The following is a 21,705-nucleotide window of genomic DNA, read 5'->3' on the forward strand; positions in this document are numbered from 1 at the left end:
CACCGGATGTACCACTTGCGGAGTATTCGAAAGCCCGGGCGAGCCGGGGCTCAGCCGTGGCTGACGGTCAGGCCGTAGAACGCGACCCGGGCCCCGTTCGTGGTGCTGTCGGAGGACGACTGGTTGTACGAGCCCGCCTTGAAGTACTGCTTGTACTGGTTGAAGGAGGACGGGATGGCGTAGTGCGTGGTGGTGCCGTTGACCGTCAGGTCGATGGTGTTCCCGCCGGAGACCGCGATGGTGTAGGTCCACGTCTTGCCGATGGACACGTGGCCCACGGCGTGCGTGGTCTGGCCGCCGTCGGGGGAGTTCTCGGTGCCGAGCACGATGTCGCCGCCGGAGTGGTAGTACAGCTCCAGCAGCGGCTTGGTGGAGGAGCCGCCGGTGCCGAGGTGGATCTGGCCCACGCAGACGTTCTTGGTCACCGAGACCACCCGCAGTGTGGCGCTCATCCGGTGGCTGCCGCTCAGCGACCAGTTGGCGGCGGAGCCGTCCCGGTTCATCTCCCGCAGTTCGGAGCGGGCGTAGCTGGAGTTGGGGGTGGTGACGCCCTTCTCCGGCGCCCAGAAGGTCATCGCGCCGTCGCGGGTGTCGGTGTAGAAGTACGCGTCCTGGTAGCCGCCCGCGCCCTGGAGCCGGGACGAGGGGATGGTGGTCGGCGAGCCGGGGGAGCCCACCGGCTCCTGGAGCTGCCATATGGACAGGTCGAAGTTGCCGCCGGGTGCGACGTTCGGGTTCGCCGCCCGCGCGCTGCCGCCGAACAGGACGGTCAGGGCGAGGGCCAGGCCCGCGGCGGTGGGCGCCGCGAGCAGCCGGGAACGGGACATGTGGGGGGTCCTTCCGTCAGAGGGAGGCGTCCGGAGCTCCATGTCGTTCCTGTATGTGAACTCCGGACGTATCCGTAACCAGCCGATGACCCGTGAAGGTAAAGGTCCGGACCAACCCCGTCAAGAGGTTCAGCAGGCGCCCTCGTCCTGCCAGGGGCCCCACTCGGAGGCGCCGGGCACCTCGTTCTGGGTCCACCACTTGGCCTTCCAGTTGTGGCCGCCGTACGACGCCTCGTCGTCCTTCACGTAGACCGCGGTCGCGCTCCAGGCGGCCTTGCAGGAGGTGGGGGTCGGTGTCGGGGTCGGTGTGGGGGTGGTGGTCGGCGGGGTGACCCCGGCGAACTTCACCGAGTACTTGGCGAAGTCCCAGGAGTTCTGCGCGACGCTGGAGCAGGTGCCTGACGTACGGCCGCCGTTGTCGGCCGGGGTGCACTGGCGGTCGCGGTTGAGGGACCAGAAGGTGAAGCGGTCCATGTTGTGGCTGGTGGCGTAGTCCAGCACGGTCTGGAAGTCGGCCTGGGTGAAGTACTCGCCGGTGTCGCTGCGGCCGTTCATCCCGGAGAAGCCCTCGTGGGCGTAGGCGGTCGCCTGGTCCCAGCCGAAGGTGGACTGCAGGATCGAGTTGAAGTTGGTGAGCGCGGCGGTCTGTGAGGCCGCGCCGTTGAAGCCGCCGTCGAACGGCATGATGGAGAAGTTGTTGGGGGTGAACCCCTGCGACTTCGCCTCCAGCAGCATCTGTTTGCCGAACCAGCCCGTGCCGTCCGCCGTGCCGGCCGTCGTCACCGAGACGTACAGGCCCGGGTTGTTCTGCTGGAGGATCTTCGCGGCGCCGATCTCGTTCCTGATCGCCGCCGTGTTCTCGTACTCCGGCTCCTCCAGGTCGAAGTCGATCGCGTGCAGCCCGTACTTGGTGATGACCTGCTGGTAGGCGGCCGCGGTCGAGGCCGCGTCCGCGCAGGTCTGGCCCAGCTTGGTGCCGCCGTAGCCGCCGATCGACACGGAGACGTCACCGCCCTTGGCCCGGATGGTGCTGATGACCGACTGGACGGCGGTGTCGGAGGAGACGGCCGCCGTGCCGCCCCAGGTGGGGGAGCAGCCGCCGCCGTTCGGGGCGAGGACGAATGCCAGCTGGAAGGCCTTGAGGCCGGTGGCGTCCATGATGGCGGCCGGGTCCGGCGGGTCGTTGTCCAGTGGCATCAGGTAGGGGGCGGCGGCGTACCACCGGTTGCTCAGCGCGGTGGTCGCGCCCGAGGCGTCGGTCGTGACGAGCGCGGTGGTGCCGGCGGCGGCGAGCGTGACGGCGGCCGCCGCGCCCAGACATGCGCGAAGGGGTCTCACTGGTGCCTCCAGGGGGTGGGGAGTCGCCCCAGCTTCCGGAGGTGTCGCGGTCACGTCAACGAATTGGACTGGACCAAAGAACACTTTGGACTAGACCATACGATCTCTTTACCCGCTGTGGCGCAGCAGCTCCAGCGTCCCGAACCGCACCTTCACCCCGGGCGACCACAGCACGCTGACCGGTGGCCCGGACGGCGCCGGCACACCTGCCGCGGCCACCAACTCGTCGTCCAGATCGACGAGTTCGGCCCGGTGCAGCGGCCAGGGCGGATGCTCGGTCGGCAGGTGCGCGGTACGGCCGTGCCAGGTGACGTGCAGCCCCCAGCGCGCGGTCAGGAAGTGCTCCAGCGGCGAGGGCTCGGCGATGGGCGGCCCGGTCCGCACGACCGCCCGGCTCGCGGCCACCGGACGCCGCCGCCGGCAGGTGTAGGTGATCGCGTCGCCGTCACGGCGCAGCCGCATCGCGGACCACAGGTACGGCAGCCGGAACCCGTACCGGCCCACCAGTGCCGGGAGCAGCCGGGCCGAGTCCAGGGACCGGAACACCACCCCGCGCCGGCCGTGCCCGTCCACCGAGTACAGCCGCACGTTCGTCTCGCAGAAGGTGCCCAGGTACGGCAGTCCCGGCCCCGGCCCGAAACCGGTGCCCCGCATCAGGAACGGGACGAGACCGACGTAGGTGACGCCGTCCAGGGTGTCCGGCCGGGTGCCGGCGGGCAGCAGCCCCGCCACCCGCTCCGGCTCCACCGGCCAGTGCAGGAAGGTCAGGTCGTACCACCCCTGCACCATCGTCGGCCGCCGTACCGGCCGCGGGGTGGACGGGGTCACGGCCTCGGCCGCCATGGTCTCCATGACAGCTTGATAGCACGCCAGTACGAGTCGACGGGAGGGTTCCGCGAGACCGGGTCGCCGCCCGTCCCGCCGGGTGTGCCGCACCGCGGCGAGCCCCGCTGATCAGGACTTCCGCGCCGCCCGGCCCGCTGGCACGGGTAAACTGTGGGGCGACACACAGGCCTTGCGAAGGGGGAGCCGGGATGCCGCCGCACAGCTCTTCCGCGGCCGGTGCCCCGGGCGACGGCGCCGGGCCGGGTGAGCCGCCGCCCGTCCGGCAGGCGCTGTCGGACAGCGTGTACGAGAGCATCAAGGCGATGGTCATGGACCACGAGATCGCCCCCGGCGCCCGCGTCGGCATCGACGCGCTCTCCCGCGCCCTCAAGGTCTCGCCCACCCCGGTCCGGGAGGCGCTGGCCCGTCTGGAGTCGGACGGACTGGTCGTCAAGCGGGCCCTGTCCGGATACCGGGCCACCGAGCTGCTGACCCGCCAGGGCCTCGCGGAGCTCTTCGAGATGCGGTTGCTGCTGGAACCACGGGCCGCCGCCCTCGCCGCCGCCCACGCCACCGAGGAGCAACTCGACGGGCTGGAGCGGATCCTGGAGGAGATGCAGGTCCAGCCCAGCCCCAACGGCCGGTACGCGTCGTACCGCGACTTCGCCGCCCTCGACCAGCGCTTCCACGAGGCGATCGGGCAGGCCGCGCACCGCCCGCTCCTCGCCGACGCGGTCGAACGCCTCCACGCCCACCTGCACATCTTCCGGCTCAGCAAGGTCGTGGGCGCCGGCGGTCCGACCGTCGCCGAACACGAGCGGATCGTACGGGCGGTCCTGCGCCGCAATCCCGAGCGGGCGGCCGAGGCGATGACGGAGCACCTCACCCGCAGCATGGAACGCCAGCGCGAGGAGACCGAAGCCGGCGGCCCGCCCGCTACTCCATGAGGAACACCCGCTCCGCCGTGGTCCACCACTCACCGGGTGCCGCCTCCGGCACCGGGCTCTGGCAGGGAGCCGTCAGCCGCCACCACTCCCGGGTCGCCTCGTCCTCGGCCATCAGCGCGAGGTCCGCGGCCAGATCGTCGCCGTGGTACTCGAAGTAGGCGAACAGCCGGTCGCCCAGCAGATGGATCGAGTAGTTGGCGATCCGGCAGCGCCGGAGCCGGTCCAGGACCGGCTCCGGCACGGCCCGGTGCAACTCCCGGTACTCGGCGAGCTTCTCCGGGCGTACGGCGACGACCTGGACCACCCGCCTCATGGGCGCACCGCGTCCCGGTCGTGGATCAGCCGGATGATCCGGCCGCTCATCCGGTCGTAGTCCCGGTCGTTGTCGACCTCGCCACGGATCCGGCGGTCCGTCATCACCACGACCCGGTCGGCGAGGGTGACCATCTCCGCGAGGTCGCTGCTGATCAGCAGGATGGGCAGCCCGTCGTGGGCCAGCTCCCAGATCAGTTCGTGGAAGGCACGCTTGGTACGGACGTCCACGCCGACCGTCGGCTCGTCGACGATCAGCAGCCGGGTGTCGGCGGCCAGCCACTTGGCGAGACTGACCTTCTGCTGGTTGCCGCCGGAGAGCTCACCGGCGTGCTGCGCGAGCCCGGCGGTGCGGATGCCCAGCCGGTCCACCAGGTCCTGGGCGACGTCGCGCTCCTCGCGCGCCGGGACGAACCCGAGCACCCGGGCCAGCCGCTTCCACACCGTCACGGTGATGTTCCGGACGATCGGCTGCTCCAGGAAGACGCCCTCCTCCTTGCGGTTCTCGGTCACGTAGCCGATGCCGAACTCGTGCAGTGCCTGCCGGGGAGAGCCGATCCGGGCCGGCCTGCCGTGCACCCGCACCTCGCCGGCGGTGATCCGGTCGAGGCCCAGCACCGCCTTGACCAGCTCGCTGCGCCCGGCACCGACCAGCCCGTACAGGCCGACGATCTCGCCGGGCCGCACCGTCAGACCGATGTCCCGGTGGCCGCCGGCCGTGGCGACCGCGGTCAGCTCCAGAGCCGGCGCGGCGGACCGGTCGACCGTGCGGGGGCGCATCCGGGCCGCCGCGTGGGCGCGGCCCACCATGAGGCTCACGATGTCGTCGTGGGAGTGCTCGGCCAGCGGGGACGACTCCAGCACCGACCGTCCGTCGCGCAGCACGGTCACCGTGTCGCAGACGGCGAAGACCTCCTCCAGTTTGTGACTGACGAACACCACGCAGGCACCGCGGTCGGCCAGCCGCCGCACCGCCCCGAACAGCCGCTCCGTCTCCTCGGGGGAGAGGGACGCGGTGGGCTCGTCGAGCAGCAGCACCCGGCTCTCGGTGTACAGGGCCTTGGCGATCTCCACCAACTGCTGCTGCGCGACCGAGAGTTCCCGCACCGGGCGGGCGGGGTCGAGGTCGACGCCCAGTTCCGTGAGGCAGGCGACGGCCGGTCCGTTCATGGCCGCGTAGTCGACCAGCCCGTGGCGGGAGGGAGGTGTCTGGAGCGTGATGTTCTCGGCCACCGAGAAGCCCGGGATCAGGTTGCGCTCCTGGTGGACGACCCCGATGCCGGTCCGGGCCGCCTCCAGCGGCGAGCGCGGCCGCACCGGCTCCCCGCACCAGGTGAAAGTGCCGCCGTCGGGGGAGTGCACCCCGGTGAGCACCTTGATCAGGGTGGACTTGCCGGCGCCGTTCTCACCGAGCAGCGCGTGTACCGATCCGGCGGTGAGCCGCAGGCCCACGCCGTCCAGGGCCCGTACGCCCGGGAAGACCTTGACCAGGTCCTGGCATTCGAGGAGGACGGTGTTCACAGGGCGCCCTCCGGTCGCGGAGCCGGTGCGCCCGGCGCGGCGGGCGTACTCCTGGCGAGCCGGCTCTGGTGCAGGTGCCCGCCGGCGACCGTGCCGAGGACGACCAGGCCGATCAGCAGGTTCACCCAGCTCGGGTCCAGTGAGAACTGGGCGCGGGCCGCGTCGATCAGCCGGGTCACGAAGGCCGCCAGGACGGTCCCGAACACCGCGACGGACCCGCCGGTCAGGGCCACACCGCCGATGATCGGCGCGGCGAAGCTGGGCAGCAGCCAGTCCCCGCCGACGCTGCGGTTGACGCCCGGCAGCGAGGCGGTCGCCGTCACCGCGGCCACTCCGACGAGGAGTCCGGACAGCGTGTGCGCGGCGACGACCTGCCGGTCGGTGGAGATCCCGGACAGCCGGGCGGCCAGCGGGTTGCCGCCGGCCGCGAGCAGCCGCCGCCCGGCGACCGTGCGGTACATGAACGCGCCCAGCAGAGCGGCCGCCACCACGGCGGTGACGAAGACCAGCGGTACGTTCAGCGGGGCCGCCGTGCCCAGGTGGCGCAGGGTGGCCGAGTAGCCGTCGACGGTACGGGTGCCGGTGAGCCGGTACTGCGCGCCCAGCAGGATCGTCATCGTGGCGAGGGTGACGATGAAGCCGTTGATCCGGGTGGCCACGATGACGATGCCGGTCACGAGTCCGACGGCGGTCGCGGTCAGCAGGCCCACGAGCACCGCGACCCCGGCGGGCACCCCGTGGTCCGCCATCAGGACCCCGGTCAGGCAGGCGGTGCAGCCGCCCAGTGCGCCGACGGCGAGGTTGAGCTGGCCCACGCACAGCGCCACCATCTGGGCCAGGCCGATCAGGACGGGAGTGGCCAGGTACTGAAGGAAGACCCGAACCGAGGGGCCCTCGAGGAAGGAGCCGGAGGACGCCACCTCCAGGGCCACGGAACCGGCCACGACGACCAGGAGCAGCATGGCCGTCGTCGTACGGGAGAACCGGTGCAGCGCCGTGACGGCCCGGCTCTGCTGGTCGCGGATCGTGCTCATGTGGAGCGCACCACCTTGCGATAGGACACCACGGTGCGGATCCGGTCCGCCGACAGGGCCAGCAGCAGGATGCAGCCGAGGTAGATGTTCAGGCTTTCCAGGCCGACGCCGAGCAGGTCGAGCCCCTTGCGGATCACGCCGACCAGCGCGGTGCCGAGCAGTGTGCCCAGCACGGAGACCACCCCGCCGGTGAGCAGGGTGCCGCCGAGCACCGCGCCCAGGAAGGACGGCAGCATGAAGTCGTCGCCGATGGAGGCGCGGAACGTGCCGGTCCCCGCGGCGGCCATGAACCCGGCGAGCGCCGCGAGCACCCCGGAGAGCGTGTGCGCGAGCAGCACCCGGCGGCCGGTGGGGATGCCGGACAGCTCGGCGGCGGCCGGGTTGGCCCCGGTGAGCAGCAGTTCCCTGCCGATGCGGGTACCGCCGTACAGGAAGCCGAGGCCGAGCATGGCGAGGACGGTGAACTGGGCCAGCTGCGGGATCGCCGGGGAGCCGCAGACCGGGCCCAGGCAGATGTCGGCGAGCGAGTAGGACCGCAGCGCGTCGATGCCGGCCGGGCGGGTGGTGAAGGCCGCGTCCTCGGTGAGCGCCGAGTACGTCAGCGACACCAGGCCGAGCAGGGCGAAGTCCATCGCCAGCGTGACGACGAACGAACTCACCCCGGTCCGGGCGATCAGCCAGCCGGTGACCGCGCCGATCACCGCACCGGCGGCCAGACACAGCAACAGGCCCGCCTGCATGGGCAGATGCAGCTTGTCGTAGCCGAGGCCGGCGAACATGGCCCCGAACGCGGCCATCCGGCCGACCGCGAGGTTCATGTGGCCCACGGACAGCGCGACCAGCTGGGCGAGGGCCACCACGGTGAGGGTGGCGACGTCCCGCAGCAGCGGGAAGAGCACCAGACGCTGGTCGAGGAACGCCGGCCGCAGCACCCCGAACAGCACACCGAGGGCGATGACCAGCACCAGCAGACCGAGCCGTTGGTTGACCCAGAACGGCATCCGGTGTCTGGCGGCGGGTTCCCCGGCGGTGGTCCGCGGCGGGCTGACGGACGTCGTCATGCCACCCTCCGGTCGTCCAGGGCGTCCAGGTCCCAGTCGATGCCGATGCCCGGCACGTCCGGGGCGAGGGCCCTGCCGTCGCGGATGGCCAGCTCGGTGCGGGTCACCGCGCGCAGTTGCGGGATGTACTCGACGAAGCCGCCGTTGGGCACCGCGGCGGCGAGGCTGACGTGCAGCTCCATCAGGAAGTGCGGGCACACCGGCACGTTGTGGCTCTCCGCGAGGTGCGCGACCTTCAGCCACGGGGTGATGCCGCCGATCCGGGCCGCGTCGACCTGTACGACGGACGCGGCGCCCGTCTCCAGGTAGCCGCGGAACTGCATGGGCGCGTACATGGACTCGCCGACGGCCACCGGGATCCGGGTAGCCCGCGCGAGCCGGGCGTGCCCGCTGATGTCGTCCGCGGGCAGCGGCTCCTCGAGCCAGTACGGGTCGTACGGCTCCAGCGCGGCCGCCAGCCGGAGCGCCGAGGACGCCGTCTGGGACTGGTTGGCGTCGGTCATGACGTGCAGCGACGGTCCCACCGCCGCCCGTACCGCGGCCAGCCGTTCCGCGTCCTCGGCGGGATGCGGCCGGCCCACCTTGATCTTCACGCCGGCCCAGCCCGCCTCCTGGGCCCGCAGGGCGCCCTTGACCAGGTCCTCGGTGCTCAGATGGAGCCAGCCGCCCTCGGTGTCGTAGACGGGTACCTCCTGGCGGTGTCCGCCGGCCAGCCGCCACAGCGGTTCGCCCGCCCGTCTGCAGCGCACGTCCCACAGGGCGGTGTCCACGGCGGCGAGCGCGAGCGAGGTGATGGCGCCCGTGGTGGTCGCCCGGGTCAGGGCGAACAGCCGCTGCCACAGCGCCTCGACGTTGCGGGCGTCCTGACCTTTCAGCGCGGGCAGCAGGTGGTCGCGGAGCAGTGCCAGGACCGAGGTGCCGCCGGTGCCGATGGTGTAGGCGTAGCCGGTGCCCGTGAGGCCGTCCGCCGTGGTCAGGTCGACCAGGACCGTCTCCTGTTTGACGAAGGACTGCACCGCGTCGGTGCGGTCCGTCTCGACGGCGATGTCGGCCAGCCTGGCGGTCGCGGTGGTGATGATGCTCATCCGTGTCCGTTCTCTGCGGAGGTGGAGTCGGGCGCGGTGGAGTGGGGCGCCGTTCCCCGCCGGGCGGTCAGCCGCACGACAGGTACCTGTCGGCGAACTCGGTCCTCAGCTGCGCGGTCCTCGCCTGCCGGGCGGTGTCGTAGTCGGCGACGTTCGCCTTGGTGACGACGAACGAACCGGAGTCCACCTCCACCCCGGGGTCGCGCACGGTGCACTGCTTCGTCTGGAGCAGCGCCAGCGCCCAGGTGCCGATCTCGGCCTGCCCGACCGGGTTCTGTACGACGGTGGCGGTGACCGTGCCCTGCCTGATGCCGCTGAGGATCTTGGCGTCGTCGTCGATGGCGATGACCTTGGCCTTCGAACCGGACGACTTGACGGCGTCGGCGGCGGCGACCGCCGGGTTGTAGGCGGTGGCGACGATCCCGGTGATCCGGCCGCCCTTGGCCGCCATCAGGTCGGACACCGCCTTCTGCGCGGTCCCCAGGTCGGTGTCGATGTCGGTGACGGTCTGCAGCAGTCTCACCTTGCCACCGGACTCCTTGACGGCCCTGGCGACGCCCTTGATCCGCAACTGGGTGTTGGCGTCCACGTTGTTGCCGGTCAGATGGACCAGGGTGCCCTTGCCGCCCATGGCGGTGATGGCCGCCTTCGCGGCCTTGTAGGCGGCGAGTTCGACGTTCGTGGAGAGGCAGAAGTCGGCCTTGTCGGTGCTGCCGGCCGGGCAGGAGCCCAGGGAAGCCACCGGGAATCCCTGCGACTTCAGGTCCGCGAAGGTCGTGTTGATGTCGGTGGGGGAGACCCCGAAGATCCCGAATGCGTTGTAGCCACGCGCCGCGAGCGTGGACAGCAGGTTGTTCTGCTTCTGCTGGTCCCACTCCGCGGTCTCGTCGAAGGTGACGGCGCCGAGCTTGTAGGTCTTCTGCGCGGCGGCGCCCGCCGTCTTCCAGGGCTGGAAGTACGGGTGGGCGCCGCCGGGCACGAGTGCGACCCGGGTGCCGGCGCCGTCCACCAGCTCGGCACCGGCACCGGCACCGGCACCGGTGTGCCGGGCTGCCGACGCCTGGCCGGCGGGGGCGGGCGCGTTGCGGTAGGTGCAGGCCGTGGCCCCCGCGGCGAGCAATGCCGTCGTGAGGACGCCGGACAGGACGGATCTGGTCGGGAAGTGCATCTCCCACCCCTGCGGAATCAGATAGGAAAACGATGCGGCGATCGTGGGGCAGGCGGGCTCGCGCGTCAAGGCTTGCGACACGACCGGTCTCGAACTGCGGTGATCCGGGAGGGGTGGCGGTCAGCCCGAAGGAGGGGGCTTCAGATCCTATAGGAAGTCATTGGGTGCTTGAGAGGTCACCCGCAGCGACCCAAAGGGTGGGTCAAGGACTGGCATTTCCCGGTGGCGCAGGAGGCTGGTCGGTGCCCGCCACCGTGGGCTACCGTCGGTAACACCCTGCCGTCCCGGCAGTCCCGGTCATGTCTCCCGCACCGCCCGCATCCGTACGGAAGGCAGTTCATGGACACTCCCAGACCAGTCGCCGGCGCCCCCGCAGGCCCGGACGAGCCGTCCCGTATCACCCGTCGCCAGGTGCTGACGGTCGCCGGCGGCGCGCTGGCCGGCCTGTCCCTGGGGCAGGCCGGCGCGTTCGCCGCCGAGTCGCGGGACGCGGACGCCATCGTCGTCGGCCACGGCCTCGCCGGTCTGGTCGCGACGGCCGAACTCGCCGCCGCCGGCCGCAAGGTGCTGCTGCTCGACCAGGAACCGGAGGCGAGCCTCGGCGGTCAGGCCTTCTGGTCCTTCGGTGGCCTGTTCTTCGTCGACTCCGACGAACAGCGGCTGATGGGCGTCAAGGACTCCCACGACCTCGCCTGGCAGGACTGGCTCGGCACGGCGGGCTTCGACCGGGGCGTGGACGACCCGAGGGGCCAGGACTACTGGGCCTACAAGTGGGCCCAGTCCTATGTGGAGTTCGCCTCCGGCGAGAAGCGTTCCTGGCTCTCCGGGCTGGGCGTGCAGTGGTTCCCGATCGTGGGCTGGGCCGAGCGCGGCGGCGGGCTCGCCGACGGCCACGGCAACTCCGTACCGCGCTTCCACGTCACCTGGGGCACCGGCCCCGCCGTCGTCGAACCCTTCGAGAAGAAGGTGCGGGCGGCGGTCGCGGCCGGCAAGGTGACCTTCAAGTTCCGTCACCGCGTGGACGAGTTGGTGACCACGGGCGGTGCGGTGACCGGCGTCCGCGGTGCGGTCCTGGAGCCCAGCGGCGCGGCCCGCGGCACCCCCAGCAGCCGTACCGTCGTGGGCGACTTCGAACTGCGGGCCCCGGTCGTGGTGGTCACCTCGGGCGGGATCGGCGCCAACCACGATCTGGTACGGCAGAACTGGCCGGCCCGGCTCGGCACCCCGCCCAAGTCCATGGTCACCGGCGTCCCCGCGCACGTGGACGGCCGGATGCTCGGCATCACGGCGCAGGCGGGCGGGCGGATCGTCAACCCCGACCGGATGTGGCACTACACCGAAGGCCTGCGCAACTACGCCCCGATCTGGCCGAACCACGGCATCCGCATCCTGCCGGGACCGTCCTCGATGTGGTTCGACGCCAGGGGCCGCCGGTTCACCAGCCCGGACATACCTGGCTACGACACCCTGCACACCCTCGGCACCATCACCGCCTCCGGCTACGACTACTCCTGGTTCGTCACCACCCAGAAGATCATCGCCAAGGAGTTCGCGCTCTCCGGCTCCGAACAGAACCCCGACCTCACCGACAAGAACGTCTGGCAGCTGCTCTCCCGGATCTGGCAGACCCCGGAGCCCATCGAGAAGTTCAAGAACAACGGCGCGGACTTCGTCGTCGCCGACAACCTCACCGACCTCGTCACCGGCATGAACAAGCTGACCGGCGACAACCTCATCGTCCTCGCCGACCTCAGACGGCAGATCGAGGCCCGGGACCGCGAGATCGACAACTCGTACACCAAGGACGTCCAGGTGATGGGGATCCGCAACGCGCTGAACTACGTCGGCGACTCCCTCAGCCGTACGGCGCCGATCCACCGGATCCTGGACCCGAGCGCCGGCCCGCTGATCGCCGTCCGGCTGAACATCCTCACCCGCAAGACCCTGGGCGGCCTTCAGACCGACCTCTCCGGCCGCGTCCTGGACAGCGCCGGCTCCCCGGTGCCCGGACTGTACGCCGCCGGCGAGGTGGCCGGCTTCGGGGGCGGCGGGGTGCACGGCTACCGCTCGCTGGAGGGCACCTTCCTCGGCGGCTGCCTCTTCTCCGGCCGGCAGGCGGGCCGGGCGGCGGCCGCGGCGACGGCCACCTGACGGAAACGGCCGGGAGAGTCCTGGTCATCCCACCCCCATCTCGCCCTGACAGTGGCACTCTTGACAGTGTGCGTACTGTTTCGCGACGTTTGAGCGGCACCTCCGGACCGGCGACGCGGTCACCGGTCCGGGAACGCCGGTGCACGGCGGGGAGCAGAAGCTGTTCGTGGCAACGGCGGAACGGCGGAACGGCAGAACGCAGTATCCGCGTTATGGGGGGGAGCGGTCGCCCATGCGATCCGAAGGCCAGTGCAGAAGTCATGCGTCAGGCACCTCGTCAGCCGAAGGGCGGTTGATCTGAGGTGGAGATCACGATCTACAGACCGGGCGAGCTGACCCAGCCGCTCCGCCGGGCCTGGCACCGCGCGATGGACGAGTCACCGGAGTACGCCAACCCCTTTCTGGCCCCGGAGTTCACGATCGGTGTCGGCAGACACCGCTCCGGGGTGCGGGTGGCGGTGCTGCGGGAGGGCGGCGAACCCGTCGGCTTCCTCCCGTACGAGCGCAACGCCCTCGGCGTCGGCCGGGCCGTCGGGCTCGGCCTCTCCGACTGCCAGGCGCTGGTGCACCGACCCGGCGTCACCTGGGACGCGCAGGCGCTGCTCGGCGCGTGCGGGATGGCCATCTTCGAGTTCGACCATCTGGTCAGCGAGCAGAGACCTTTCGCTCCGCATGTCACCGGGACCTTCGCCTCCCCGGTGATCGACGTCAAACCCGGCGACGGCGGGTATCCCTACTGGCTGCGCGCCACCTACCCGGGCCTGGCGAAGACCACGCTGAAGAAGGAACGCCGGCTCGGCCGCGACCTCGGCGAGCTGCGCTTCGAGTTCGACGAGCGCGATCCGGCCGCGCTGCGCACCCTGATGCGCTGGAAGTCCGCCCAGTACCGGCGGACCGGACGCATGGACCGCTTCGCCCGCCCCTGGATCGTCGACCTCGTGGACCACCTCTTCCACGTCCGCGAGGAACACTTCACCGGGGTGCTGTCCGTGCTCTACGCCGGGGACCGGCCGGTGGCCGCGCACTTCGGCCCGCGCTCGGCCACCGTGCTCGCCGCCTGGTTCACCGCGTACGACCCGGAACTGCGCTACTACTCGCCCGGGTTGATGATGCATCTGCGCACCGCCGAGGCCGCCGCGCGCGCCGGGGTCACCCTCGTCGACCTGGGCCGCGGCGACAAGGAGTACAAGGACTGGCTGAAGACCCGCGAGCTGCGGGTCGGCGAGGGCTTCGCCACCCGGGGGCACCCGGTGGCGGCGGCACACCGGCTGTGGCGCCGCCCGGTCCGCGGCCTGCGCAACACCGTGCTCGCCCATCCGCGGCTGCGTGAGCCCGCGGACCGGCTGCTCAGGACGGTCGGCACCCTGCGGACGTCCCGCCGGTCCGAGGGTCCGACCGGGGGGTGACCCGGCCGTCATTCGCACTATGATCCTGTAAAGGTAAAAATCTGCGGTTCTGCCCTGGAAGGGTGTCGCCCCGGCCGGAGTGATCCATGTCCCGCAAGCACTCGATGGACGACGACGAGCTCCTGGTCAGACTCAGGTCGCTCACCGCCCAGGCGCGCGAGCGGGCCGAGTACCAGCGCTCGCAGGTCGAACTGGCCGTCGCCCTCCAGCGCGGCATGCTGCCCCGGGACCTGCCCGACACCCCCCGTTTCCATGTGGCCGTCCGGTACGCGCCCGCCTGCTACGGCCTCAACGTGGGCGGCGACTGGTACGACGCCTTCACCCTGCCCGACGGCCGCATCGGGCTGTCCATAGGGGACGTCCAGGGCCACAACATCGAGGCGGCCGCCTTCATGGGCCAGGTCCGGGCGGGGCTGCGGGCGCTCGCCTCGGTGGCCGGCGAGCCGGGCGAGCTGCTCGCCCGCACCAACGACCTGCTGGTGTCCCTGGGCAGCGACCTCTTCGCCACCTGCATCTTCATGCGGCTCGACCCGGAGACCGGGGTCCTGGAGAGCGCCCGGGCCGGTCACACCCCCTTCGTCTGGGCCACCGCCGACGGCAAGTCCGGGATCGGCGAGGACGAGGGCGGACCGCCCCTGGGGATCGACCCGGGCATCGAGTTCCCGGTCACCCGGTTCCGGCTCACCACCGGCGGGATGTTCGTCCTGCTCACGGACGGGGTGGTGGAAGGGCCGTCGATGAGCATCGAGGAGGGCCTCGACCAGGTGGTACGCCTGACCGGTGTCGCCGCCGTCGCCCGCCTGGAGGCGCAGTCCCTGGCGGCCGCCGTGATCAAGGGCGCGGAACAGGTGGGCCACGAGGACGACGCGGCCGTCCTGGTCCTGGGCCACGACGGCCTCGACTTCACGCCGTAGCGCGCCACCCGACCCGGCGCTCGCCTCGCCGACGTGTCCGCCTCGGTGTGTGATGGCTGCTGTGGTGGCATTCCGGGAACTGCGCCGACCGGCCGTCCTCGTCCTGCGGACGCTGGCCGTCGCCGCCTGCTACTACGCGGCGGCCCGGCTCGGTCTGCTGCGCCGGTTCACCGTCGAGGGCGCCGTCTTCACCCCGATCTTCCCGTCCACGGGCGTGGCGCTGGCCTGCCTGCTGGTCTTCGGCCTGGGCTGCTGGCCGGGCGTCACGTTCGGCGCGTTCCTCCTCGTCACGTCGCTCGGCCCGCCCGGCCTCGACGTCGTCGGCATCCTCGTCGGCAACACGGGCGGCCCGGTCTGCGCGTACCTGCTGCTGCGCCGGGCCGGCTTCCGCACCGACCTCAGCCGCCTGCGGGACGGCGTCGCGCTGGTGTTCCTGGGGGCGCTCACCGCCATGCTGGTCAGCTCCGTCGTCGGCATGGTCTCCCTGCTTCTCGTCGGCAAGGTTGCCACGAGCAGCTTCTGGCCGAGCTGGCTGGCGTGGTGGGTCGGCGACGCGATGGGCGTCCTGCTCGTCACCCCGGTCCTGCTGCTGCTCCTCGAAGCCCGCCGGCCCCCGCCGCTGGGCCGCTGGAAGGAGGCCCTCGCGCTCGGGGTCGCCACCGTCGTCCTGGCCCCGGTGGCCACGCACAGCTCGCTGAGCGCGCTCTTCCTCGTCTACCCGCTGCTGATCTGGGGCGCCCTGCGGTTCAGGCTGGCTGGCAGCATGCTGTGCGCCCTGTTCACCTCGGTGCTGGCCACGGTCGCCGCCACGGACGGCGTGGGCGCGTTCAGCCGGCTGTCCCCCGTCGAGGTGATGGTGAAGCTGCAGTTGTTCAACGGTTCGATGGCCCTGACCGCGCTGCTGCTGTCGGCTGTGATCAGCGAGCAGCGCAACACCAGGATGTCCGTCGCGGCGGCCTGCAAGGAGCTGGCCGAGGCGCTGGAGCACCTCAGCGCGCACGACACCCCGGCCGGGCGGGCGCCACCCGGGAAGGACGAACGGTGACCGGGCGTCGCCCGGTCACCGTCGCGGTGGAGAGGCCGCCGTCAGACGGTGCCGCTCGCCGTGATCTCGACCTTGGCCTTGGGGGCACCGCTGCGGGTGCCGTAGCCCTCGATCTTCTTGACCAGGTCCTGGCCCTCGACGACCTCGCCGAAGACCACGTGCTTGCCGTCCAGCCAGTCGGTCACGATGGTGGTGACGAAGAACTGCGAGCCGTTGGTGTTCGGGCCCGCGTTGGCCATGCTCAGCAGGAACGGACGGTCGTGCTTGAGCTGGAAGTTCTCGTCCTTGAACTTCTCGCCGTAGATGCTCTTGCCGCCGGTGCCGTCACCGCGCGTGAAGTCACCGCCCTGGAGCATGAACTGGGGGATGATCCGGTGGAAGCCGGAACCGGCGTAGCCGAAGCCGTGCTGCCCGGTGGCGAGCTCGCGGAAGTTGCGGGCGGTCTCGGGCACCACGTCGTCGAACAGGTTGAACACGATCCGGCCGGCCGGCTCGTCGTTGATCGAAATGTCGAAATAAACGTTGTCGCTCATGCAGGCCAACCTATCGCGAACCGCTCCCCGGCCCCTCCCGAGGGGCCGGGCGGCCCGGGGTGTCACGCCCGGCGGTGCCCTGCCAGCCGGTTCAGCACGGCCTGGGCCATGGCGGCCTCGCCCTTGGCGTTGGGGTGCGCGGGAGCGGCGGGTGAGGACGGCTGGAGGGGTTCTATCCAGCGGTCGGCGGGGGCCTTGCACATGTCGTGCCCGACGGTCGGCCCGTAGGTGTCCACGTAGCGGGCGCCGTTCCAGGCGGCGACCAGGCGCAGCATCAGGTTGAGCCGCTTGCCGGTGTCGCGGAGGTAGGGGAAGTCCTTGGCTGCGAAGGGCACGGTGGGATAGCAGCCGCTGCCGTCGTCGGGCAGCAGGTCGGGGTAGCCGACGACCAGGATCCGGGCGTGCGGGGCCCGGGCCCGCACGGCCCGCAGCACCTTGTCGACCTTGGGCGCGGTCTGCGCGATGTTGAGCACCAGCTGGTCGGTGCCGGAGGAGTTGTAGTACTGCTGGCACGGGTTGCCGGTGAGGTCCTTGGAGCTGAGCGCCGCGCAGGTGGCGATGATGGAGCCGAACCCCATGTCGTTGCCGCCGATCTGGACCGTGACCAGGTCGGTGTCCCGCCGCACCGCGTCGAGCTGCGGGCCGTTGGTGCCCTGTGCCTTCCACATCTCCGCGGTCGTGGCGCCGGAACAGCTCACGTCCTTGAACGCGCTCACCTTCCGCGCCGCCGCCACCAGCGAGGGGTAGTTGTGGTCGGAGCGGGCGCAGGCCGCGTCGACCTGGGTCGGGATGACGGGGCCCGAGGTGTAGGAGTCGCCGAGCGCCACATAGCTCGTGCCGCGGTCGTGGCCGGGGCCGTGGCCGCCGTCGTGCGCCGCGGCCGGCGTCGTGGACGCGGCCACCAGGGCGCAGCCGCCCAGCGCCGCCGCCACGGTCGCCCTCCGCCGGTGCCCTCGCGCCGAACTCCGCGACGGGGTGCCGTACGCCATGAAGATCCCCCCTAACCGGGACGCGTACGGAACCGGTCCCGACGGGCGGCCCGCACGCGTGTGTCGGGGGTCTGTATACCGCCCGGTAGGAGTCCCTAGCCAGAGGTCGGACGCAATGAACTGGATCGAGTAACCCGCCCTGCGCGCAAGGGAATCCGGTCCGGGCTACGGGCCGGTGGGGGCGGCCGCGATTGAAGTCGGAAACCGATCGGTTTACAGTGGGTGTCGTCCCGCTGGAAACCGATCGGTTTTCCATCTCTCCGGCATCTGGAGTGTGAGTGTCATGACCGCGATCAAGGACTCCGTCGTCCTCGTCACCGGCGGCAGCCGCGGTATCGGAAAGGCGCTGGTGGAGGAGTTGTACGCACGCGGCGCCGGAAAGGTCTACGCCACCGCGCGCGACCCGCGTTCCGTCACCCACCCCGATGCGGTGGCACTGCCCCTGGAGGTGACCGACCCCGCCTCGCTGGCCGCCGTCGTCGAGCAGGCGCAGGACGTCACGGTCCTGGTGAACAACGCCGGGGTCGCCCTCGGCACCGAGTTCCTGACCTCGCCGCTCGACGACGTCCGCCGCGAGTTCGAGATCAACTTCTACGGCCCCCTGCTGCTCGCCCGTGCCTTCGTGCCGGTCATCGAGCGCAACGGCGGCGGCCACATCCTGAACGTCCACTCGGTGCTGTCCTGGGTCGCCGAGGGCGGCGCCTACAGCGCGTCCAAGGCGGCCCTCTGGTCCCAGACCAACAGCCTGCGCCTCGCGCTCAAGCCGCGCGGCATCGGCGTCACCGGCCTGCACATGGGCTACGTCGACACCGACATGGCCGCCCACGCCGAGGGGCCGAAGGCGAAGCCGCAGGAGATCGCCGCGGCGGCCCTGGACGGCGTCGAGTCGGGCGCCTACGAGGTGCTCGCCGACGACATCACGCGCTGGGCCAAGGGTGCCCTGTCGGGCGACCTCGCCGCCATGTACGCGCAGCGCGGCCTGTGACGGGGGCCGCGGCGGCCGAAAAAACCGCTCCCGAAGGCTTGTCGGCGAGTTGCCTCACCACTTAAATCAAAACCTGAACTAAGCAGTGGGGTGCGGTCGTTGTCCGCACCTCCACGCTCACCTCAGGGAGCCGCTGATGAGACGACTGAGATCCTTGGGCGTAGTGCTCGCCGCGATGGCGGCGCTGCTCGCCCTGCCCACCGCCCACGCGCCGGCCGCCCACGCGGCCGACGCCCCGCTGTCGCAGGGGAAGGCGGCCACCGCCTCCTCCGAGGAGAACGCCGGGACCACCGCCGCGAACGCGGTCGACGGCAACACCGGCACCCGCTGGTCGTCGGCCTTCACCGACGACCAGTGGCTCCAGGTGAACCTGGGCGCCACCGCCAACGTCACCCAGGTCGTCCTCAACTGGGAAGCCGCGTACGGCAAGGACTACAAGGTCCAGATCTCCCCGGACGGCACCAACTGGACCGACCTGAAGACCGTCACCGGCGGTGACGGCGGCACCGACACCCTCGACGTGTCCGGGCAGGGCCAGTACGTCCGGATGCAGGGCGTGCACCGCGCCACCCAGTGGGGCTACTCCCTCTGGGAGTTCCAGGTGTACGGCACCACCACGGGCACGCCCCCGGTCCAGGGCGGCGGCGACCTCGGTCCCAACGTGATCGTCGTCGACCCGTCCACGCCGAACCTCCAGGCGAAGTTCGACTCCGTCTTCGCCCAGCAGGAGTCGGCCCAGTTCGGCTCCGGCCGCTACCAGTTCCTCCTCAAGCCGGGCACCTACAACGGCATCAACGCCCAGCTCGGCTTCTACACCTCGATCTCCGGGCTCGGCCTCAACCCCGACGACACCCAGATCAACGGTGACATCACGGTCGACGCGGGCTGGTTCAACGGCAACGCCACGCAGAACTTCTGGCGTTCGGCGGAGAACCTCGCCATCACGCCGTCCAACGGCACCGACCGGTGGGCCGTGGCTCAGGCGGCCCCCTTCCGCCGTATCCACGTCAAGGGCGGCCTCAACCTGGCCCCGAACGGCTACGGCTGGGCCTCCGGCGGCTACATCGCCGACTCGAAGATCGACGGCACCGTCGGCCCGTACTCCCAGCAGCAGTGGTACACCCGGGACAGCTCGGTCGGCGGCTGGACCAACGGCGTCTGGAACATGACCTTCTCCGGCGTCCAGGGCGCCCCCGTCACCAACTTCGACTCCGGCCCGTACACCACGCTGGACACCACCCCCGTCTCGCGTGAGAAGCCGTTCCTCTACCTGGACGGCAGCGCCTACAAGGTCTTCGTCCCCGCCAAGCGCACGAACGCCCGGGGCGTCTCCTGGCCGGCGAACGCGGGCACCTCCATCCCGCTGGACCAGTTCTACGTGGTCAAGCCCGGCGCCACCGCGGCCACCATCAACCAGGCCCTCGCCCAGGGCCTCAACCTCCTGTTCACCCCGGGCGTCTACCACCTCGACCGGACCATCAACGTCACCCGGGCCAACACCGTCGTCCTCGGTCTGGGCCTCGCCACCCTGGTCCCGGACAACGGCGTCGACGCCGTGCACGTCGCCGACGTCGACGGCGTGAAGCTCGCCGGGTTCCTCATCGACGCGGGCCCGGTCAACTCCGACACCCTGCTGCGGATCGGCGACCCCGGCTCCACCGCCGACCACTCCGCCAACCCCACGTCCATGCAGGACGTGTTCGTCCGCATCGGCGGCGCCGGACCCGGCCTCGCCACCAACTCGGTCGTGGTCAACAGCAACAACGTGATCATCGACCACACCTGGCTCTGGCGCGCCGACCACGGCAGCGGAGTCGGCTGGACCACCAACCGGGCCGACTACGGACTGCGCGTCAACGGCAACGACGTCCTGGCCACCGGCCTGTTCGTCGAGCACTTCAACAAGTACGACGTCTACTGGAACGGCGAACGCGGCCGCACGATCTTCTTCCAGAACGAGAAGGCGTACGACGCCCCGAACGCCGCCGCCATCACCCACGACGGCGTGGTCGGCTACGCGGCCTACAAGGTCGCCGACACCGTGGGCACGCACGAGGCCTGGGGCCTGGGCAGCTACTGCAACTACACGGCCGATCCCACGATCGTGCAGTCCAACGGCTTCCAGGTGCCGACCGGTTCGGGCATCAAGATGCACGACCTGCTGGTGATCTCCCTCGGCGGCATGGGCCAGTACGCCCACGTCGTCAACACCACCGGATCGCCCACCTCGGGGACCAGCACCACCCCGTCCAAGGTGACCCAGTTCCCGTGACCGGCTAGGCCGCCGCCCTCCGCCGCGCCGGGAGCCGCAGCAGCAGCCGGCGCGCCGGGCCCTCCACGCCCTCGTACAGGAGCCAGGACAGGCCCAGCGACACGGTGAAGGCGACGAGGGCGGCGGCCGTGCCGGTGAGCAGGTCGAAACGCGGGCGGGTGCCGAGCAGGTGGGTGCCCGCCCGCAGGACCAGCAGATGGACCATGTAGAACGCGAACGACAGCTCGCCGAGCCGCACAAGGCCGCGCCGCCGCCACAGTGAGGGCAGCCCCCGCAGATCCGCCTGGGCCGCCGCCGGGATGAGCACCGCGAACCCCATGAGGGTGCAGGCGGTGGCCGCGTAGTCGTCGGTGACCTGCGGGACCAGGAAGTAGCCGATGACCGCGAGCGCGAGCGATGCCTCCAGGCCGGGGCCGCGCCACCGGCCCAGCAGCACGAGGCGCGCGGTGGCCGCGCCGAGCACGAACTCGGGCAGCCGTGCGGCCGGGAAGGAACTGATCGGCTGGTCCCACCAGTGGTGCGCGTCCGTCCAGGCCAGCGCCAGCACCGCGAGCACGGACAGCGCGGCGAGCGCCGTCGCCCCCCGGCCGCCCAGCCGCCGCAGCAGCAGCGCCAGCAGCGGGAACGCGGCGTAGAAGAACGCCTCGCAGGCCAGCGACCAGCTGACCGGGTCCAGCGTCTGCCACCAGGGGCGCCACCAGGAGTGCACCAGGAAGACGTCGGCGAGTCCCTGCGGCAGGGTCGGCCGTGGCTGGCGGGGCAGCGTGAACGCCATGACCAGCGCGAGGACGACGGTGACCAGGTGCACCGGGTAGATCCGCGCGACGCGGCGCCACCAGAAGCGCGGTGCCCGGTCGCCCGGCCGCGCCGACCACATCAGGACGAACCCGGACAGGATGAAGAAGAACGACACCCCCGAGGCGCCCGCCTCGAACCCCCAGGACACCAGCCGGCCGCCGGTCCCGCCGAAGTAGCGGAAGTTGTGCACGTGCAGCCCGAAGACCAGCACCGCGGCCATCCATCTGAGGCCGGTGAGGGACGGCAGTGCCGGTGCCGGGGCGGACGACTGGGCGGCGGGGGACGGGGGCGCGGCGGCCGGAGCGGTCGAGGGAGCCTGCGTCGCCGTCGTCATCTGGTCACCTGCCGGGGGTTTCGCGCGTGGAGCATGAAACGGAGCGTTGCCCGTTCCACACCTTTCACTCCGGCCACGGACGAAACATCACACCAACGCCGAGGGAAGGCCTCGGCCATACGGGCCGCCGCCGGGGCCGGACGGGCGGGTGCGACCCTAC

Annotated in this window: 19 protein-coding genes; 7 read left to right on the plus strand and 12 right to left on the minus strand. The window is 71.3% G+C overall.

The genetic code is table 11. From position 1 onward, the window contains the following. Nucleotides 1–50: 50 nt before the first annotated feature. The 3 genes from MB828_RS04980 to MB828_RS04990 all read right to left on the minus strand — a co-directional run bounded on the left by MB828_RS04980 (nt 51) and on the right by MB828_RS04990 (nt 3,008). Nucleotides 51–827, minus strand: coding sequence for a polysaccharide lyase family 7 protein (locus MB828_RS04980; RefSeq protein ID WP_133022883.1), 777 nt, complete (start codon nt 825–827; stop codon nt 51–53). A gap of 129 nt (nt 828–956) precedes the next feature. Continuing rightward, nucleotides 957–2,165, minus strand: a complete 1,209-nt coding sequence (locus MB828_RS04985; protein ID WP_301647084.1) for a carbohydrate-binding protein — start codon at nt 2,163–2,165, stop codon at nt 957–959. Nucleotides 2,166–2,273: 108 nt separating this feature from the next. Continuing rightward, the gene (locus MB828_RS04990) at nt 2,274–3,008 is read right to left on the minus strand and encodes a YqjF family protein (RefSeq protein ID WP_301647260.1); all 735 of its coding nucleotides are present in this window, start codon (nt 3,006–3,008) and stop codon (nt 2,274–2,276) included. A 191-nt stretch (nt 3,009–3,199) separates the two neighbouring features. Here MB828_RS04990 and MB828_RS04995 point away from each other — a divergent pair, with 191 nt between their 5' ends. Continuing rightward, complete coding sequence (locus MB828_RS04995; protein WP_301647085.1) at nt 3,200–3,937, plus strand: GntR family transcriptional regulator; 738 nt, start codon at nt 3,200–3,202, stop codon at nt 3,935–3,937. On the opposite strand, the gene MB828_RS05000 is transcribed toward MB828_RS04995, so the two are convergent. From MB828_RS05000 to MB828_RS05025, 6 genes are all read right to left on the minus strand, one after another. Next, nucleotides 3,927–4,250 (minus strand): L-rhamnose mutarotase, encoded by a 324-nt coding sequence (locus tag MB828_RS05000; RefSeq protein WP_301647086.1) that lies wholly within the window; start codon nt 4,248–4,250, stop codon nt 3,927–3,929. The genes MB828_RS04995 and MB828_RS05000 overlap by 11 nt on opposite strands. Further along, on the minus strand, nt 4,247–5,770 hold the full coding sequence (locus MB828_RS05005; protein WP_301647087.1) for a sugar ABC transporter ATP-binding protein: 1,524 nt from the start codon (nt 5,768–5,770) through the stop codon (nt 4,247–4,249). Before MB828_RS05005 ends, MB828_RS05000 begins: the two co-directional genes overlap by 4 nt. Further along, nucleotides 5,767–6,804 carry an ABC transporter permease gene (locus MB828_RS05010; protein ID WP_301647088.1) on the minus strand — a complete coding sequence of 346 codons (1,038 nt, stop codon included), beginning with the start codon at nt 6,802–6,804 and terminating at the stop codon, nt 5,767–5,769. Before MB828_RS05010 ends, MB828_RS05005 begins: the two co-directional genes overlap by 4 nt. After that, a complete protein-coding gene (locus tag MB828_RS05015) occupies nt 6,801–7,865 on the minus strand; it encodes an ABC transporter permease (RefSeq protein ID WP_301647089.1) in 1,065 nt (354 codons plus the stop codon). The genes MB828_RS05010 and MB828_RS05015 overlap by 4 nt, the downstream gene beginning before the upstream one ends. Then, on the minus strand, nt 7,862–8,950 hold the full coding sequence (locus tag MB828_RS05020) for a mandelate racemase/muconate lactonizing enzyme family protein (RefSeq protein ID WP_301647090.1): 1,089 nt from the start codon (nt 8,948–8,950) through the stop codon (nt 7,862–7,864). The genes MB828_RS05015 and MB828_RS05020 overlap by 4 nt, the downstream gene beginning before the upstream one ends. Before the next feature lie 67 nt (nt 8,951–9,017). Next, complete coding sequence (locus MB828_RS05025) at nt 9,018–10,118, minus strand: sugar ABC transporter substrate-binding protein (RefSeq protein WP_301647091.1); 1,101 nt, start codon at nt 10,116–10,118, stop codon at nt 9,018–9,020. A 339-nt stretch (nt 10,119–10,457) separates the two neighbouring features. Between MB828_RS05025 and MB828_RS05030 the strand changes: the two genes are divergently transcribed. The 4 genes from MB828_RS05030 to MB828_RS05045 all read left to right on the plus strand — a co-directional run bounded on the left by MB828_RS05030 (nt 10,458) and on the right by MB828_RS05045 (nt 15,634). Beyond that, nucleotides 10,458–12,269: an FAD-binding dehydrogenase gene (locus MB828_RS05030; RefSeq protein ID WP_301647092.1), complete on the plus strand. Its 1,812-nt coding sequence runs from the start codon at nt 10,458–10,460 to the stop codon at nt 12,267–12,269. Nucleotides 12,270–12,571: 302 nt separating this feature from the next. After that, on the plus strand, nt 12,572–13,675 hold the full coding sequence (locus MB828_RS05035) for a GNAT family N-acetyltransferase (RefSeq protein ID WP_301647093.1): 1,104 nt from the start codon (nt 12,572–12,574) through the stop codon (nt 13,673–13,675). An 86-nt stretch (nt 13,676–13,761) separates the two neighbouring features. Continuing rightward, complete coding sequence (locus MB828_RS05040; protein ID WP_133022893.1) at nt 13,762–14,589, plus strand: PP2C family protein-serine/threonine phosphatase; 828 nt, start codon at nt 13,762–13,764, stop codon at nt 14,587–14,589. A 61-nt stretch (nt 14,590–14,650) separates the two neighbouring features. After that, nucleotides 14,651–15,634, plus strand: a complete 984-nt coding sequence (locus MB828_RS05045) for an MASE1 domain-containing protein (RefSeq protein WP_430381331.1) — start codon at nt 14,651–14,653, stop codon at nt 15,632–15,634. Nucleotides 15,635–15,675: 41 nt separating this feature from the next. On the opposite strand, the gene MB828_RS05050 is transcribed toward MB828_RS05045, so the two are convergent. Together MB828_RS05050 and MB828_RS05055 are read right to left on the minus strand one after the other, a co-directional pair. Continuing rightward, nucleotides 15,676–16,167, minus strand: coding sequence for a peptidylprolyl isomerase (locus MB828_RS05050; RefSeq protein WP_301647095.1), 492 nt, complete (start codon nt 16,165–16,167; stop codon nt 15,676–15,678). Nucleotides 16,168–16,229: 62 nt separating this feature from the next. Beyond that, nucleotides 16,230–17,156, minus strand: a complete 927-nt coding sequence (locus tag MB828_RS05055; RefSeq protein ID WP_301647096.1) for an SGNH/GDSL hydrolase family protein — start codon at nt 17,154–17,156, stop codon at nt 16,230–16,232. 283 nt (nt 17,157–17,439) lie between these two features. On the opposite strand from MB828_RS05055, the gene MB828_RS05060 reads away from it, so the two are divergent. Beyond that, on the plus strand, nt 17,440–18,141 hold the full coding sequence (locus tag MB828_RS05060; RefSeq protein ID WP_301647097.1) for an SDR family oxidoreductase: 702 nt from the start codon (nt 17,440–17,442) through the stop codon (nt 18,139–18,141). Nucleotides 18,142–18,277: 136 nt separating this feature from the next. Next, on the plus strand, nt 18,278–20,413 hold the full coding sequence (locus MB828_RS05065) for a discoidin domain-containing protein (protein ID WP_301647098.1): 2,136 nt from the start codon (nt 18,278–18,280) through the stop codon (nt 20,411–20,413). Between the two features lie 4 nt (nt 20,414–20,417). Here MB828_RS05065 and MB828_RS05070 read toward each other — a convergent pair whose 3' ends face one another. After that, a complete protein-coding gene (locus MB828_RS05070; RefSeq protein ID WP_301647099.1) occupies nt 20,418–21,545 on the minus strand; it encodes an acyltransferase family protein in 1,128 nt (375 codons plus the stop codon). Nucleotides 21,546–21,705 lie beyond the last annotated feature (160 nt).

Source organism: Streptomyces arenae (assembly GCF_022343545.1).
GTDB classification, from domain to species: Bacteria; Actinomycetota; Actinomycetes; order Streptomycetales; family Streptomycetaceae; genus Streptomyces; species Streptomyces humi.